Origin of the sequence: Cryobacterium glucosi (assembly GCF_004402235.1) — a bacterium.
GTDB classification, from domain to species: Bacteria; Actinomycetota; Actinomycetes; order Actinomycetales; family Microbacteriaceae; genus Cryobacterium; species Cryobacterium glucosi.
On sequence record NZ_SOFS01000015.1, the window covers coordinates 246,817 to 261,897 of the forward strand.

Sequence of the window (15,081 nt, forward strand, 5' to 3'; positions counted from 1 at the left end):
CCTTTCGGTTAGGTGTCAGGTGTAGCCGGAGAGTCTTCCGCGAGCAGGCTGTCGAGGCGGTCGATGCGCGAACGCCAGAGCTCCTCGAAGTGGTCGAGCAGGCGCTGGGCCTGACGGATGCGATCAAGGTTTCCCCGTACCATCCGCTCACGGCCCCGCGCTGCCTTCGTCACGAGATGGGCCTCCTCCAGCACGGCAATGTGTTTCTGGACGGCCGCGAAGGACATCTCGTAGGAGTCCGCCAACTGCGACACCGAGATGTCGGTGACCAGCGTGCGGCGCACGATATCCCGCCTCGTCGCGTCTGCGAGGGCGCGGAAGAGGCGGTTCACATCCTGTTCAGAAAGCTCTGATACAACCATTTGATTGTACGATACCCAGCCACAACGAATCGCGCAAGCGGTCACCGCGCTCGCCTTGACCGGTTTCGGAACGGCTCACTATGGTGTTGACGCGGAGTACCTGATCGATGATGCCTTGGAACGGCTCGTCGCAGGGTGGACTGTTGAACTCGAGCCGCACCCCTTCGCGGCGCCGAGCAGGTGTTCGGCGCGCTTCCCGCGACGGCTACGTCAGCCGCGCGATCGCGAACGCGAAAGGAGCACGCAGAGTGGACGGTGCGTGCATCGGGCTCACCTCCTCAGATCGTGTCACGTTCAGGACGATTCCAACGCCGGCCCCGCTATATTCGTGTCATGAAGCGCATCACGTACGCAGGCGGGTCCATTGTCACCGGTGATGCCGTTACAGCGGCCCTACTGGATTTCGCGACGCACCTGGATCCGGGCGCGGGGAGCCTGACCGTGGACATACCCGTTCGTGAGACGAACGGGGCTACGACTACGCACACGTTCCTGTTCGGTCCGGCAAGCCAATTCGAGGTGGCCGATGCCGAGAACTTGCCAACCGGCGACGAAGGCGAGCTTTTTCCCGTTCCGGTCTTTCCGACCAGCAGACCGGTCGCCGTGACCGAGCCGTCCCCCGCCGCCGAAACGGGGGCGGAAGACTTCAATCGGGCAATCCTGGACATCGATGGCGGACTGGGGCAGGGCGCCACGACCTGAATCAGGAGAAGACCGGGGTTTCTCAATATGCACCGCGGCCGCTTCGGCCTATGATCAGAATAATCGTCCACCAAAGCGCTGTTGCCCTCACCTCCGCCCTGTCGTCGATGTATTCCCATTCTCCCGATCAAACGAGGTTTCCCGTGGGTAAATTCATTTACGGAACCCCGGCCATGTCGGTCGAGATTGACGATCGCACCCTGGCTCACCTGAAGGTCGTGATCATCGCGAAGCTGCGCCGCGGCGAGAGCTTCACGTTCTCCTGGGAGAAGTCGCCGGAATCGGGAAGCGGTCGCAGTTCAATCTGGCTCAACCCGGCCGTACCGCTCCAATTCGAATTCGCCGGCAGTCAGGAACCGCACCTGAACCGGGCCTGGTTGGAGCAATTGGTCGGCCTTTCCAACACGCCGGCCGGCCTGCGCATAGTCGCAGAACCGGCTGCGCCCGCTGCTCCTGGTGACGCCGAGTCGAGGCAGCTACATCAGCGAAACTCGCACCCTCGCCCGTGACCCGTCCCCTGGCTGAGTAAGACGGTCCAAGCGCTGGGCTGGGCGCTCACCACGGGGAAGGTTACCCGTCGGGCACCGACTTCGTCGGCCACCCGGAGCGACTCGACGTAACATGACGCGAGCTGCTCCGGGTGGTCGATCGCCCGACTAACGGGCCGGGTCGGTCAGCCGAATCAGCGGTTGCTTCCCCTGACGGCGCGAAGGACCCACCCGATGATCGCGATAATCAGGAGGACTGCACCAACCCAGAGCAGGAACTGGAGGGCTTGAACGAAACCACCCACCACCAGCAAGACAACCGCGATGATGGCGACGATGACAAAGAGATTCATTTTTTGCTCCCTTGACTTGCGAGAAAAACGGAGCTGCCGGGGTCTGGGGCAACCAGCGAAGTGTGTGTGAGTGATGCGGCACACGATGCCATGATCCAGCCTACGCGCGGGCATCGACGGCGGAGGAGCGGCGTCCCTCCGTTCGTCCAACCACCGCAGCCACCGCGCACACACCCGTGACGGCTCTGAACGGTAGCCAACCACAGTCGATTCAACGAGACTGGGGGTAAGCCCCCGAGAAAAAGGAACCTCCACCATGACTCGCAGCGACATCGGCCCCCACCCGGACTCTTTCGACCTGGAAACCGCCACCACCGAGAACACGAACTATCGAACCGTGGCCTGGAGCGGCAAGTATTTGCAGGTCACCCTGATGTGCATCCCTGCCGGAGAATCCATCGGACTTGAAATGCACCCCGACACCGACCAGTTCCTGCGCCTCGATGCGGGCGCCGGGAGGGCACAGATGGGGCCGGAGAAAGACAACCTCGTTTTCGAGCAGGACGTTTCTGACGGGTGGTGCATCCTCGTCCCCGCGGGCACCTGGCACAACGTCACCAATATCGGTGACGGACCCATGAACCTCTACGTCATCTACGCACCGGTCCACCACGCCGCCGGGAATATCCACAAGACGGCCGCCGACGCCGCGGCCGACGAAAAGGCCGGAACGGACACACCGCCCGCCTGGACACAGCAACCCGCCTCGTCCCGCCCCGACGAGGAAGCAAGCTCCTCGTAGCGCTCCTGAGCCCTGAGGCGGCGTCCTTCAGCGCCAGAACTCGGTAAGCCGCTCCGCACGGACCCGGCCTTGGTCGAATCCGGCCTGGGCGGCGGACGGGCGCAACGAGACGTCCATGGCCCTGGCGCCGAACAAGTGTTCGGCGCTGCTCTCGGGGAAGATCGTTTCGACGCGGCTGCCGCCTGCGCGCAGCGCGTCGACCTGGGTTGCAAGATGCAGGCCCCACTCCACCGGCGTCAGTGCCCTGCCGCCGAACGGTGACAGCACCAGCACGCGCTCGTACCCGGCAGCCAGATCGGCGTTCTCGGCGTTGGACCGGTAACCGCCGTCGATATATCGGCCGCCGCCGATACCGTAGGCGAAGCCACTGCTGGCGGCCACGGCGTCCACCAGATCGACCCCGCTGTGCCGGTCGAACACTACCGGCGCACCGGTATCCGCATTGACCGCGGTGATCTGCACCCTTCGTTCGGGCCAGTCGTGGCTGGGCAGGCGCGAGGCGACGGTGGCGCGCCACCGGGCCTGCACCGCCGGGTCCGATGCCGCAGCCAGGTCGAGCGCAACGGCACCCATTCTGCGGCGCATGTCGGCCGCGTCCTCGGCGGCGGCGATGATGCGGCGCCGACGTTCCAGGTGATCGGTCACCGGACCACCCTGAGCGCGATGGCCGTCCGAACCGGCCGGGGCGGTGCGCTGCGCAGACACGGGCACGGGCACGGCGATCAGGGTGGGCGCCAGGAGGTCAGTGGGGTTCGCGCCCGTGAACTGAGCCGCAGCTGTCGCTCCGGCCGAGGTCCCGATGATGAGATCGGCGTCGGTCACATCGAGACCGGCCTCGTACAGGCCGGCGATGACCCCGATCAGCCATGCGTTACCCGTCGATCCGCCGCCACCGAGGACCAGGGCCGTGCGGGAAGGGTGCCGGGAGGCGTCGCGTGAGATCGGCTCCGCATTGTGCAAACGGTGTTGATTCATAGTCGTAGCTTTCTGAGAGTGCGCGAAGCGCTCCCCGCGACGGCTACGTCAGTCGCGCGATCGTGAACTCGAAAGGAGCGCCCAGAGTGGACAGTGTGTGCATCGGGCTCACCTCCTCAGATCGTGTCACGTTCAGGGGAACTCTACCGGTTCGGGGTCGGCGAGCCAACCGATGAGCCTCCTGGGAGATCATGCGGCGCCGGTCCTGTCACATCGGGCCCGCCGCATGCGCCTGAGAACCCGATGCTCAGCGTCGAACGCTGTATCGGTGCTCGGGGCGACCGGTCGAACCGTAACGAAGGGTCACGTCGACGTCACCGCGGGTTGCCAGGGCGGCAAGGTGCCGCTGCGCCGTCGCGCGGGACAGACCGGCACGGCCGGCTATCAGACTTGCGGACGATTCCCCGTCCTGGAGCAGTTCGATGAGCAACTTCTCGGTCGTGGACCGCGACACCGACGCGACTCCACCATCCCGCCCGTGCAGCACCCGCTGGGCCCTGTCGATGGAGTCCTGGTCGAGTTGGCGGTCCTCTGCGACCAGGGTGCGGAACCGGCGATATGCCCCCAGCCGTTCGCTCAACCGCGCGGGTTCGAACGGTTTGATGAGGTAGTCCAGCGCGCCGGCGCGGAGGGCACGGCGCACGGTGGCGCCATCCGACGCCGCACTGATCATGAACGCGTCCACGTCGATCTCCGCAATGAAGGCGATCCCGTCGCCGTCGGGAAGGTAGACGTCGCAGATGACGAGGTCGGGAGACAAATCCCGCACCGCCGCGCGCGCGGCCCGCACTCCCCGAACCGGCTCAAGGGCGGTGTAGCCGGTACACGCATCGACGATATCGCGATGAAGGCCGCCGACGTGGAAGTCGTCGTCGACGACGAGGACGGAAATCGGATCGGTCATTGTTCTTCTCCTTGTAGTGGGCGTGCCTGCTCCCCCATGACCCCGGGCAGCCGGGCGCAGAACACGGCACCGTGTCCTTCCCGGCCTCCGGCGTCGACCAGCCACACCTCTCCGCCGAGGCGCGCCGCGATCTCACGCACGAGCGGAAGGCCGATGCCCCGCCCATGTACCGCGTCCGGGTCCAGGTCCGTGCTCCGCACATCACTGAACACGCGTGCCCCGTTGGGCACGCCCTGCCCGGAGTCGGCCACGGTCATGACGAGCGTGTCACCGTCGTCGAGCAGCTCCACCTCCACCCAACCCGGCTGCTGACCGCACACTGCCGCACTCACCGCGTTCTCAATGAGGTTGGCGAGCACGGTGGCCACATCCTCGGCCGCAGAGACGACCCCGCGCACCAGTGAGTCCAGACCCACCGACAGGCGGACTCCGCGCTCACCGGCCTGCGCGGCCTTGGCTTCCACCAGCGACACCAGGAAGGGCTCGGTCAGGTGCTCGCCGGCGAACGGACCGCCGGGGGTGCGTGACGCCTGCAGCACGTCGTCGAGGTAGCCCCGAGCGTCGGACACGCGGCCCGCATCCATCAAACCGGCCGTCACGTGCAGGCGGTTTGCGAACTCGTGACGCTGCACCCGAAGTGCGTCGGTCATCGACGCCACGGTTTCCAGCCGATCCGTGAGACTCACGATGTCGGTGCGGTCGCGGATCACCGCGATCAGGCCCAGGTCCCGATTCGCCCGCGACACCACGTGAGTGTCGATGTAGACGACATGGTTGGCGAGTACGACCGGATCGGCGGCATCCGTTCCCCGCCTTCCCCGAGACGGCGGCTTCGGCTCACCGGCCAGGGCTGCGACCACCGGCCCCGGCAATTCCAGGTCGCGGATGCGCCGTCCGACCAGGTCCGAGATGCCGAGCAATCGCGCGGCCGTCGCGTTGGCGACGGTCACGACGCCGTCCGGTCCGGATGCGAGCACTCCGTCCCCGACGCCGTCGAGCACCGCCGCCTGATTCTGGACCAGCGCGGCAAGTTCCTCGGGCTGCAGCCCGAGGGTGAGTCGCTCGAGGCGGCGACGAGTGACGAACGACACGACAGCGCCCAATGCGAGGGCAACGGCGGCAGCCAGCGCGACGCCCCCCAGCAGCAGGGGAAGCTCCTTGAAGACACTGCTCGGAGCGAATCCGACGCTCACCTCACCCACCGGCGCGCCGGTGGTGGGATCGCGGACAGGAACTTTTGCGCGAGCTGACTCGCCGAGGGTGCCCGATTCCCACGACACCGTCTCGCGTCCAGCCAGAGCCTCGGCGAACTCTGTGCTCACCACCGCTCCAAGCAGCTGAGGCTCGGGGTGGGCGAATCGGATTCCGTGATCGTCGGTGATCACGATGAACAGTGCACCGGTATTGGCTTCTGCCGCCGCGGCGAGGGTTGACAGCGGTCCGCCGCGGAGGCCCGCGTTCGTCGGCGTGCCGACGTCTGCAGAAGCGCGGGCGATGCCCTCGCGCACATCGGAGTCGGCGGCGACCGTGCGGGCGATCGACAGCGCCGACGCCTCGGCCTCGGCCCGGAGCTGTTGCACGCCGATCCAGACGAACACGCCGGTGCAGATCACGACGACCACGCTCACGCAGGCGAGTTGCAGCAGCAGCATCTGCGTCGAGAACCGCATCTCCGCCCCCTTGCGGCGCATTGAGCAAAATGCGCACAACCAACCATATGCGCAATACGTGCAGCAAAGGGAGATACCGGATGCTTCGTCATCGGTCTGCCTAAGCTTCAGGCCATTCGTCATACGCCTCGGCAGTGACTGCCGATCGGGATTCGCCTGGCTCGGCTGCACCATTCAGACATAGACAAAGGAGTCGATGTGCTCGTCATCCTCGGATTCACCATGATCCTCACCTTCATGGTGCTCATCATGACCAGGCGGCTCACGCCGATGGTCGCCCTCATTCTCGTCCCCACGATCTTCGGCCTCTTCGCCGGTGCCGGCCTGGGCCTCGGCGACATGATCATCGAGTCGATCGGGGACCTGGCCCCGACGGCGGCGCTCCTCATGTTCGCGATCATGTTCTTCGGCATCATGATCGATGTCGGGCTGTTCGATCCCCTCATCCGGTTCATCACCCGCTTCCTCGGCAACGACCCGGCCAAGGTCGTCCTCGGCACAGCGATCCTGGCCGGCGCGGTGTCGCTCGACGGCGACGGGTCGACGACCTTCATCATCACGACCTCAGCGATGCTGCCGATCTACCTGCGTCTGGGCATGAGTCCGGTCGTACTCACCTGCGTTGCAGGCCTGATGAACGGCACGCTCAACATCGTGCCGTGGGGTGGCCCCACAGTGCGGGCGGCCTCGGCACTCGGCGTGTCGCCGACCGACATCTTCGTGCCGATGCTGCCGTCTCTTGCGACGGGAGTCATCATTGCACTGGCGTTCGCCTGGTTCCTCGGGCTCGGCGAACGCAAGCGCATCGGGTCGCTCGAATATTCACAGGCTGCGCAGGCGAATGCCGCCCCGCTGGCGTCGCCCGGCTTCTGGCGCGGCTTCTTCGGCGGCAACCGCGTCGTGCGCGGCACGGAGGTCAGTCCGGGTGCAGCGGCAACCCTGTCGACGACCGGCATCGTGACGGTGCGGCCGGGCCAGCGTGTGCCGGTGGGTCACACGGCCCTGGCCGAACAGAAGGTGCTCGACGCCGAAGATCACGACACGATGATGGCCGACACGATGATGCGGGCGGATCGTCCGACGCTGCGGCCCAGACTCATTTGGGTGAACCTCGCGCTCACCGTCGCCGTCATGGTGCTGCTCGTGCTTGATGTCATGCCCTTGGCCTATATCTTCATGGTGGGCACCGGCGTGGCGCTCGTGATCAACTTTCCGAAGCTCCGCAGCCAGGCCGACGAGATCGTCGCGCACGCGCCCAGCATCGTCGGCGTCGTCTCGATGGTGCTCGCCGCGGGCGTCCTGGTCGGAGTGCTGAACGGTACCGGGATGGTCACGGCGATGGCCGACTGGGTTGTCCAGGTCGTGCCGGCATCGATGGGCGAGTTCCTCGCGGTCATCACCGGAGTGCTCTCCATTCCGATGACCTTCTTCATGTCCAACGACGCGTTCTACTTCGGCATTCTTCCCGTGCTCGCCGAGAGCGCAGCAACCTACGGGATCTCCCCGGTCGAGATGGCCCGCGCCTCGATCATCGGTCAGCCCGTTCACCTGCAGAGCCCGCTGGTACCGGCCATTCTTCTGCTCGTCTCTCTTGCAGGCGTCAACCTCGGCGACCACCACAGGAAAGTGCTCTGGCGAGCCTGCGTGATCTCGCTTGTGATGCTGGTCGTCGGAGTGCTTGTCGGCGCCGTCCCGTTCGGCTGAACGCGGTTACAACCCGGAAAGCCAGAGAGTCCCGGAGACCTGTGCGTCTCCGGGACTCGTGGTCGGGCCGACGGGATTCGAAACTGAGACCGGGCTCAAGTCCTCAGTGGGTCACCGGATGCATCGGAAGCCGATGGGGCCGGTCGGGCGGCGTGTTCAAACAAATCGCGCAATATGTTGAGTACGGGAATCGCGGACGCCAGAACGTCTTGTTCGGCGGGCGAGAGCATGTCGATGGCCGCGGCCACGGTCGCCGTGCTCGTCCGGTCGAACCGGTAGAGCATGTCCCTCGCGTGGGGCGTCGCGACGAGTATCGCTGAGCGGAGGTCCCCGGTCGAGGCGCGCTCAACCAATCCAGCCGCCGTCATGGCTTTCACGAGGTTGCTGACGGTCGGGCGAGCGATGCGGAGAGCGATCGCGGCGTCACGGGTATTGACCGGGCCGGAGGCGACGAGAACTCGCAGCAGCTCAATCTGCGCTTCGGGGATGTCCGGCAAGTCTTCGGCGGCCCGGGTCGCCCGGGACATCTCCCGACGCAAAGGCCCGAGCAATCGGGTGAGTTCGGTCGCGATCTCGCTCACGGACAGCCTCCGGTATCGATGTAGGTTTGCCACAAACATAGGTTTGTGGCAATCTCAGTTTAACGCGAATTTCAGGAAGCGACCGTTTCCGAAATCGCCCTGAGAGAAGGCCCTGACGATGCTTGAAGAAAAATACCTCGTCCTATTCGAACCCCTGAAAATTAAGAACCTGGAGATTAAGAACCGCTATGTGATGGAGCCGATGGGCCCCGGCGGATTCTGCGACGAACAGGGCGCCTACACGGAGCGTGCCGCGGACTATTACGTGGAGCGAGCCAAGGGTGGCGCCGGTCTCATCATTACGGGTACGACGATGGTCGAGAACGAGGTCGAGGTCTGCTCCCTGCCCTCCCTCCCCTGCGCCACGTTGAACCCGAACCACTTCATCCAGAACGCGAAGCAGATGACCGAGCGTGTGCACGCATACGGCGCCAAATTCTTCTGCCAGCTGACCGGAGGCTTCGGCCGCGTGTCGATTCCCTCCATTCTCGGCAAGACGGCCATTGCTCCATCACCCATCCCCCACCGCTGGATCGACGGAGTGGTCTGTCGCGAGATGACCGTTGACGAGATCCACTACATCGTCAGGAAGTTCGGTGAGGCCGCCCTGGTCTGCAAGAAAGCCGGGTTCGACGGTGTCGAGATCCATGCCCTCCACGAGGGCTACCTGCTCGACCAGTTCGCGATCTCCTTCTTCAACCAGCGCACCGATCAGTACGGCGGATCGCTGGAGAATCGCCTCCGATTCGCGACGGAGATCGTTCAGGAGATCAAGAAGACCTGCGGCGCGGATTACCCGGTCTCCCTGCGCTTCGGCCTCAAGTCGATGATCAAGGACTGGCGCCAGGGAGGACTCCCCGGCGAGGAATTCGAGGAAAAAGGCCGCGACATCGAAGAAGGCATCGAGACGGCCAAGGCCATGGAGGCTGCCGGCTACGACTGCCTCAACGCGGATGTCGGCACCTACGATTCCTGGTACTGGACCCACCCGCCGATGTACCAGGCCAAGGGCCTCTACCTGCCATACAACGAAATCCTCAAGCGCCACGTCGACATCCCCGTGATCACAGCCGGACGAATGGAAGATCCCGACCTCGCCTCGGACGCCATCCGGAACAAACAGACCGACTTCATCGGCATGGCCCGCCCGCTCCTCGCCGACCCCGACATCCCCAACAAGATCCGTGCGGGCAAGTACAACACGGTCCGCCCGTGCCTGTCCTGCCAGGAGGCCTGCATGGGCCGTCTGCAGCACTTCACGTCGATCTCCTGCGCCGTGAATCCGGCCGCCGGTCGCGAGAAGACCTACGCCCTCGAGCCCGCGGTCACCAAGAAGAAGATCATGGTGGTCGGCGGCGGGGTCGCCGGTTGCGAAGCAGCCCGCAACCTCCACCTGCGCGGCCACGTCATCGACGTGTTCGAGAAGTCCGATCACCTCGGCGGCAACCTCATTCCCGGCGGAGCGCCTGACTTCAAGGAAGACGACCTCGCTCTGGCCCGGTGGTACACCAACGAACTGGTGACCATGGGCATCCCCGTTCACTACAACACCACCGTGACCCAGGAACAGGTTGAGGCCGGCGACTACGACTGTGTCATCATCGCCACGGGCTCCAAGCCCAAGCGCATGACCCTCGAGGGCTCCGACAGGGTCTTCACGGCGGAAGACGTCCTGCTCCTGAAGGAAGACGTCGGCGAATCAGCCGTGATCATCGGTGGAGGCCTCGTTGGCTGCGAGCTGGCCTTGTGGTTGGAGGGCCTGGGCAAGAAGGTCACTCTGGTTGAATACCAGCCGGACATCCTGCAGCTCGGTGGCCCACTCTGCACCGCGAACTCCGACATGATCCGGGACCTCATCGCGTTCAAGAACGTCGACCTGGTCGTGAACAGCATGGTAACCGGCGCCCGCGATGGCGGCTTCGTCATCAAGGACCGCGAAACCAACGAGGAGACGGTCCTGATGGCGGATTCGGCAGTTGTGGCCGTCGGCTACGTCTCGGAGCGCTCACTGTACGAGGAGCTGCGCTTCTCCGGTCCCGAATTGCACCTGATCGGAGATGCTGGCGAGGTCTCCAGCATCATGTACGCCATCTGGAATGCCTATGAGGTCACGAAGAACATCTGATCGTCATCAGTGGAGGCCCCCATCCCGCGTGAGCGTGGGTGCGGGGCCTTCACCGTGATTTGTGCGGTGACGAGCGCGTCATCTGTGCCTGTTCGCTGATCGCCATCGTGTTCACGCCTCCGGAATCACGAAGCGGTTCTCGTCGATGCGGCGGGTGTCGGGTTCGGGGCCGCGGCGGATGCCGAGGTCGAGCCCGTCGATCGCCGCAAGTTCGGCATCCGTCAGTTCGAAATCGAAGACGTCGAAATTCTCGACGATGCGGGACGGCGTGATCGACTTCGGGATGGCACTGCGCCCCTGCTGGACGTGCCAGCGGATCATGACCTGCGCCGCCGACTTGCCGTGCACGGCTCCGATCGCCTCGATCACCGGGTCATGCAGCGGGTTCTTCGCAGTGCCGTCGCCCCAGCCCGGGTAGAAGTTGATGCCGCCGATCGGGGACCAGGCCTGGGTCAGGATGCCGCGGGCAGCATCCGCCGCCTGGGTCTCCTTCTGCACGAAGTACGGGTGCAGTTCGATCTGGTTGACGGCAGGGACGATGGTGCGCGCCTCGAGGAGCGCATCGAGGTGTTTCGGCTTGAAATTGCTCACGCCGATCGCCCGCACCTTGCCCTCGGCGAGGAGGGTCTCAAGCGCGCGGTAGGCCTCGAGAGTCTTGTCGAAGCTCAGCGGGACCGGCTGGTGCAGGATCAAGAGGTCGAGGTAGTCGAGGCCGAGCTTGCCGGTCGCGACGTCGAAGGCGTGCAGGGTCTCCTCGTAGCCGTACTGGCTGATCCAGACCTTGGTCTCGACGAAGACCTCGGCGCGATCGACACCCGAGTTGCGCAGTCCTTCGCCGACCTGCCGCTCGTTCATGTAGGCGGCAGCCGTGTCGATGTGGCGATACCCGGTACGCAGCGCGGTCTCGACGGCGGCCGCGGTGTCCTCCGCGGAGCTCTGGAAGACCCCGAGACCTACCGCGGGGATATCGACGCCATTGTTGAGGGTGAACGAAGTAGTCATGATTCGAGGCTACGTGCGGTCCCGTCAACGAGGGAGGGTGGCTCAGTACCTCCCTGAGCTACCCCGGCCCGCTGCCCGGCGAGGCCTGCTCACCACCGTTGCCGGGCACGCGGTTGGAGAGAATCGTCAGAGGACCTTCGCGCCCATGGCGATGTCGAAGCCTGCGCCATGGGCGGCCAGGCCCACCAGGAGGATGCCGGCCCATTCAAGGGCGTGGGCCATCTCAAGCGCTCCTGCGTCGAGGGGCCGCATGCCCAGGCTCTCCACAAACGCGGCGACCTCGGCCTTCGCCGCGGCGCTGTCGCCGGCGAAGAACACATCGACGGCCTTGTCTTCCGCAATGACGCCGCCGAAGATCGTGTTGAATGCCTTCACGACGTGTGCGCCCTCGGGGGCGGCCGCGGCGATCTGCTGCGACACAGAGTTGCCCGGGGTCGTCACGACTCCACTGGCGTCAGCGTTGAACGGGTTGGTGATGTCGATGAGGATCTTGCCGGCCAGCGCATCGCCGTAGTGCGCGACCACGTCAACGGCGCCGGCGTAGAGGACGGCCACGATGACGATGTCCCCCGCCGGCCGTGCGCCGAACGCGCCGACGGTGGCACCGTTGCCGATCTGTTCGGCGAGGGCCTGCGCCTTGGCGGCGTTGCGGCTCATGAACTCGATGGTGTGGCCGTGCTTCGCCGCCCGTGTGCCGATGGCGGTCGCCATGTTGCCCGAGCCGATGATGCTGATGGTGGTCATGAGGTGTCTTCCAATCGCCGCGTCGATGTATGTACACCGATCTGAGTACCTAACCTAACGGGCTGATGCGCGGCGAGTCAAGCTATGCACACCGATCGGTACCAACGGGCTACGCTAGGGACTATGACGGAGTTGGAGAAGGGACCGCGCGGCCTGCGGAGCGGCAGGGGCGCTCGAGAGCGCCTTCTCAGCGCGTCCCAGCAACTGTTTCCCGATCAAGGCATCAACTGCACCGGCGTTGACCAACTCTGTGCGGTGGCCGGGGTCTCCAAGCGGACGCTGTACCAGCACTTCGACGGCAAGGACGAGCTCATCGCCGAGTATCTGCGCCGTTTCGATCCCGACATCCTGCCCGAAGTCTTCGACCGCTCCGACCTGACGCCGCGCGAGCGACTCCTCGCCATCTTCGACATCCACTCCCCCCTGTGCCCGTTCATCGGGGCTGCCGTCGAAATCCAGGACCCGGGCCATCCAGCACGCGTCTTCGCCCGCACCTATAAAGAGGGCTTCGCCGCCCGGCTCGCTGATACCGCCCGCGAGGGCGGCGCCACCAACCCCGAACAGCTCGGCGAGCAACTGGCACTGCTCCTGGACGGTGCCTCGGCTCGCAGCCGAGTCCTCAACACCGACACGTTTGCCACCGCGGCCGCCATCGCGGTCGTCCTCATCGACGACGCCCTCCCCAAGGCGTCGGCATAAGCATCGATCCTCGTCGACGCACGACAGTCCGAGCTTTGGTGTCACCGGCGGCAACGCTCCGGAGGACACGGGAGTGGAGACTCGCGTGTCCTGGCAGTGAAACCGCCGGCCTGGCGCGGTGATCAGGCGTTGCTCAGGGCGCTCAAGCAGAATGGCCGCAGAGCCCCTGACGGTTCCCGGACGATGGCCAAGTACCCGGTACGCGACAAGACTTGCCAGTGGAGTCATCATGTTGCCGTGGATCGTTCTGTCCCTCTCCGGAGTTCTCGAGGCCGTCTGGGCAACCGCCCTGGGCAAGTCGGCGGGATTCACAAAGCTCGTCCCGACCCTCGTGTTCGGTGCGGGGATCATCGCAAGCATGGCGGGACTCGCTTTCGCACTGAGAGAGATCCCGATCGGGACCGGCTATGCCGTCTGGGTCGGGATCGGTGCGACGCTGACCGTCGTCTACGCGATGGTCACCGGGACCGAATCGCTCAGCATCCTCAAGATCGTGCTCCTCCTGGGACTGATCGGCTGCGTGATCGGACTGAAGCTCGTGAGCGACGCCGGTCACTAGCATTCAAAACAGATACCCCGGCCGTTCGCTTTCACCGGCGAATGTCCGTGCCCGACGGCTGGAACCAACGCCTCGAAGCGCATTGGGCTCACCGCTTCGTGCCACGGGTCGAGCGCGGCATCGTTGACGATCGATCAGGTGTAGCCGCGGGTGCCGAATTGGAGTTTGTCGCCGGGATGGATGGTGGACATCCCGACTTTGCCGCCGACGAGGGTCTCGACCTGCTCGGGGTAGACGCCGAAGCGAGTGGCGATCGTGCTTGCGGAGTCCCCGCTGACGACGGTGTAGATGATCTTGCCCGAACTGTCCGTCGTCGCGGTCCCTTCTGCGCCCTCAAACGGCCCTTGGTCTCGCGGCGTCGGGTACGTCGACAGGTGCGAGGTTGCCGTCGGCGAGGGCGTGCTTGTCGGAGACGAGGCAGGCGTGCTGCCGTTAATGCTTGTCGAGCTTGCGCACCCGGCGAGTGCAGCCGCGAGCGTGAGCGTCAGTGCGGTGGTCACAATGATTCGGTGGGCGTCCATTGCCATGGGTGTTCAGTCCCTGAGGTGTTCGGGCATTTGTGGGCATTGTTTGTAGATGCCTTGATCGGGGGGCCCCTGGTCGATGTGTGCATAGGGCTGCCAGGTCACGGTTGCGGGGCCTTGGCCGGTGTAGTTGGCCATGAAGGATTCCAGGGTCGGTGGCGGATCAACCCGGATGTGGGCGGCTTCCAGGCACGGCATGAGGACCGTTGTTTGGTACTGGTAGAGGTAGGTGATCTGCGACTCGTTCAGCGGAACGGAGTTCTTCGGGTCGCTGGGAAACCGGGTATTGCAGACGTAGTCCGCGATCGCATGACGCTCCTCGTCGCCGAGCGCCACGTAGGTTTCGATGCCGCCCTCAGGGCTCGCGACCGCAGGGACTCCTGCGGCGGTCAAGCAGGCGGCGATCACCGACGGGATTTCCTCCAGACTCAGGAACCTCTCCCGCGTCGCCGTCGGCACGGCCACGTCCGGATAGCTGGCGACGAATCCGTCGCGCAAGGCAGTTTGCGCCTGATCGGCCAGCTCCTGCCGGGCGGCCTCGGTCATCACGGGCGGGATGGGCGCCGGGATGGGCGTGGCCGACGGTGGAGCGACCGGCGCGGCGGCGCATCCGCTCAGCACGAGGAGCACGAGCGCAATGCCAAGGACCTTCCAGGACACCCGTGCCGGGCGCGGAGCCGGGACCTTCAGTGTTGGGCGCACCCGATGGATACTGCCGTCAGGGATAGACGCGGAAGGTGCCGAGAACGGTGGTGCCGTCGCTTCCGAAGAGCGGACACGGTCGAACAGCAACCCGAACGCGCGGCGATCCGCACTATTCGACCCGCGCGAAAAAACCAGATCGGACTCCCCCGCAGTCTTCATGACCACCCCCATGACTATTGAACGCCATCCGCGGGCAATTCACGGCAAATTGCCCCTGATCGGGTCAGAAAATTTCAACGCGC

17 protein-coding genes and 1 riboswitch are annotated in these 15,081 nt (G+C 65.1%); of the genes, 7 read left to right on the plus strand and 10 right to left on the minus strand.

From position 1 onward, the window contains the following. Nucleotides 1–8: 8 nt before the first annotated feature. Complete coding sequence (locus tag E3O46_RS06400; protein ID WP_134450211.1) at nt 9–362, minus strand: ArsR/SmtB family transcription factor; 354 nt, start codon at nt 360–362, stop codon at nt 9–11. A 333-nt stretch (nt 363–695) separates the two neighbouring features. Here E3O46_RS06400 and E3O46_RS06405 point away from each other — a divergent pair, with 333 nt between their 5' ends. Next, nucleotides 696–1,064, plus strand: a complete 369-nt coding sequence (locus E3O46_RS06405; RefSeq protein WP_134558537.1) for a hypothetical protein — start codon at nt 696–698, stop codon at nt 1,062–1,064. A 143-nt stretch (nt 1,065–1,207) separates the two neighbouring features. Next, on the plus strand, nt 1,208–1,573 hold the full coding sequence (locus E3O46_RS06410) for a DUF7882 family protein (RefSeq protein WP_134561376.1): 366 nt from the start codon (nt 1,208–1,210) through the stop codon (nt 1,571–1,573). A gap of 173 nt (nt 1,574–1,746) precedes the next feature. Here the strand turns inward: E3O46_RS06410 and E3O46_RS18225 are convergent, their stop codons facing one another. Further along, nucleotides 1,747–1,905, minus strand: coding sequence for a hypothetical protein (locus tag E3O46_RS18225; RefSeq protein WP_166787437.1), 159 nt, complete (start codon nt 1,903–1,905; stop codon nt 1,747–1,749). Between the two features lie 256 nt (nt 1,906–2,161). Between E3O46_RS18225 and E3O46_RS06420 the strand changes: the two genes are divergently transcribed. Beyond that, entirely contained in the window at nt 2,162–2,647 is a 486-nt protein-coding gene (locus E3O46_RS06420) for a cupin domain-containing protein (protein WP_134561338.1), read from the plus strand. Nucleotides 2,648–2,674: 27 nt separating this feature from the next. Here the strand turns inward: E3O46_RS06420 and E3O46_RS06425 are convergent, their stop codons facing one another. From E3O46_RS06425 to E3O46_RS06435, 3 genes are all read right to left on the minus strand, one after another. After that, on the minus strand, nt 2,675–3,622 hold the full coding sequence (locus tag E3O46_RS06425) for a patatin-like phospholipase family protein (protein WP_241987345.1): 948 nt from the start codon (nt 3,620–3,622) through the stop codon (nt 2,675–2,677). Between the two features lie 247 nt (nt 3,623–3,869). Then, on the minus strand, nt 3,870–4,526 hold the full coding sequence (locus tag E3O46_RS06430) for a response regulator (protein WP_134561339.1): 657 nt from the start codon (nt 4,524–4,526) through the stop codon (nt 3,870–3,872). Beyond that, nucleotides 4,523–6,196, minus strand: a complete 1,674-nt coding sequence (locus E3O46_RS06435; protein ID WP_174775118.1) for a sensor histidine kinase — start codon at nt 6,194–6,196, stop codon at nt 4,523–4,525. Before E3O46_RS06435 ends, E3O46_RS06430 begins: the two co-directional genes overlap by 4 nt. Nucleotides 6,197–6,418: 222 nt before the next feature. On the opposite strand from E3O46_RS06435, the gene E3O46_RS06440 reads away from it, so the two are divergent. Then, entirely contained in the window at nt 6,419–7,900 is a 1,482-nt protein-coding gene (locus E3O46_RS06440) for a CitMHS family transporter (protein ID WP_241987350.1), read from the plus strand. A gap of 95 nt (nt 7,901–7,995) precedes the next feature. On the opposite strand, the gene E3O46_RS06445 is transcribed toward E3O46_RS06440, so the two are convergent. Beyond that, the gene (locus E3O46_RS06445; RefSeq protein WP_198413690.1) at nt 7,996–8,481 is read right to left on the minus strand and encodes a MarR family winged helix-turn-helix transcriptional regulator; all 486 of its coding nucleotides are present in this window, start codon (nt 8,479–8,481) and stop codon (nt 7,996–7,998) included. Between the two features lie 118 nt (nt 8,482–8,599). Here E3O46_RS06445 and E3O46_RS06450 point away from each other — a divergent pair, with 118 nt between their 5' ends. Then, nucleotides 8,600–10,606 (plus strand): oxidoreductase, encoded by a 2,007-nt coding sequence (locus E3O46_RS06450; RefSeq protein ID WP_134561342.1) that lies wholly within the window; start codon nt 8,600–8,602, stop codon nt 10,604–10,606. A 111-nt stretch (nt 10,607–10,717) separates the two neighbouring features. Here E3O46_RS06450 and E3O46_RS06455 read toward each other — a convergent pair whose 3' ends face one another. Further along, entirely contained in the window at nt 10,718–11,608 is an 891-nt protein-coding gene (locus tag E3O46_RS06455; RefSeq protein WP_134561343.1) for an aldo/keto reductase, read from the minus strand. A gap of 126 nt (nt 11,609–11,734) precedes the next feature. Further along, the gene (locus E3O46_RS06460; RefSeq protein WP_134561344.1) at nt 11,735–12,352 is read right to left on the minus strand and encodes an NADPH-dependent F420 reductase; all 618 of its coding nucleotides are present in this window, start codon (nt 12,350–12,352) and stop codon (nt 11,735–11,737) included. Nucleotides 12,353–12,475: 123 nt separating this feature from the next. Here E3O46_RS06460 and E3O46_RS06465 point away from each other — a divergent pair, with 123 nt between their 5' ends. Next, nucleotides 12,476–13,051, plus strand: a complete 576-nt coding sequence (locus E3O46_RS06465; RefSeq protein WP_134450202.1) for a TetR/AcrR family transcriptional regulator — start codon at nt 12,476–12,478, stop codon at nt 13,049–13,051. Between the two features lie 157 nt (nt 13,052–13,208). Beyond that, nucleotides 13,209–13,271, plus strand: a riboswitch (guanidine-III (ykkC-III) riboswitch). A 12-nt stretch (nt 13,272–13,283) separates the two neighbouring features. Next, nucleotides 13,284–13,610, plus strand: a complete 327-nt coding sequence (locus E3O46_RS06470; protein WP_134450272.1) for a DMT family transporter — start codon at nt 13,284–13,286, stop codon at nt 13,608–13,610. 134 nt (nt 13,611–13,744) lie between these two features. Here E3O46_RS06470 and E3O46_RS06475 read toward each other — a convergent pair whose 3' ends face one another. After that, on the minus strand, nt 13,745–14,131 hold the full coding sequence (locus E3O46_RS06475; RefSeq protein WP_166788252.1) for a LysM peptidoglycan-binding domain-containing protein: 387 nt from the start codon (nt 14,129–14,131) through the stop codon (nt 13,745–13,747). A 12-nt stretch (nt 14,132–14,143) separates the two neighbouring features. Continuing rightward, a complete protein-coding gene (locus E3O46_RS06480; protein WP_166791032.1) occupies nt 14,144–15,004 on the minus strand; it encodes a hypothetical protein in 861 nt (286 codons plus the stop codon). Nucleotides 15,005–15,081 lie beyond the last annotated feature (77 nt).

Coding starts and splice junctions, on each gene's coding strand:
- E3O46_RS06400 (WP_134450211.1), bottom strand. CDS start 362: ATGGTTGTATCAGAGCTTTCTGAACAGGATGTGAACCGCCTCTTCCGC.
- E3O46_RS06405 (WP_134558537.1), top strand. CDS start 696: ATGAAGCGCATCACGTACGCAGGCGGGTCCATTGTCACCGGTGATGCC.
- E3O46_RS18225 (WP_166787437.1), bottom strand. CDS start 1,905: ATGAATCTCTTTGTCATCGTCGCCATCATCGCGGTTGTCTTGCTGGTG.
- E3O46_RS06420 (WP_134561338.1), top strand. CDS start 2,162: ATGACTCGCAGCGACATCGGCCCCCACCCGGACTCTTTCGACCTGGAA.
- E3O46_RS06425 (WP_241987345.1), bottom strand. CDS start 3,622: ATGAATCAACACCGTTTGCACAATGCGGAGCCGATCTCACGCGACGCC.
- E3O46_RS06430 (WP_134561339.1), bottom strand. CDS start 4,526: ATGACCGATCCGATTTCCGTCCTCGTCGTCGACGACGACTTCCACGTC.
- E3O46_RS06435 (WP_174775118.1), bottom strand. CDS start 6,196: ATGCGGTTCTCGACGCAGATGCTGCTGCTGCAACTCGCCTGCGTGAGC.
- E3O46_RS06440 (WP_241987350.1), top strand. CDS start 6,419: ATGATCCTCACCTTCATGGTGCTCATCATGACCAGGCGGCTCACGCCG.
- E3O46_RS06450 (WP_134561342.1), top strand. CDS start 8,600: ATGCTTGAAGAAAAATACCTCGTCCTATTCGAACCCCTGAAAATTAAG.
- E3O46_RS06455 (WP_134561343.1), bottom strand. CDS start 11,608: ATGACTACTTCGTTCACCCTCAACAATGGCGTCGATATCCCCGCGGTA.
- E3O46_RS06460 (WP_134561344.1), bottom strand. CDS start 12,352: ATGACCACCATCAGCATCATCGGCTCGGGCAACATGGCGACCGCCATC.
- E3O46_RS06465 (WP_134450202.1), top strand. CDS start 12,476: ATGACGGAGTTGGAGAAGGGACCGCGCGGCCTGCGGAGCGGCAGGGGC.
- E3O46_RS06475 (WP_166788252.1), bottom strand. CDS start 14,131: ATGGACGCCCACCGAATCATTGTGACCACCGCACTGACGCTCACGCTC.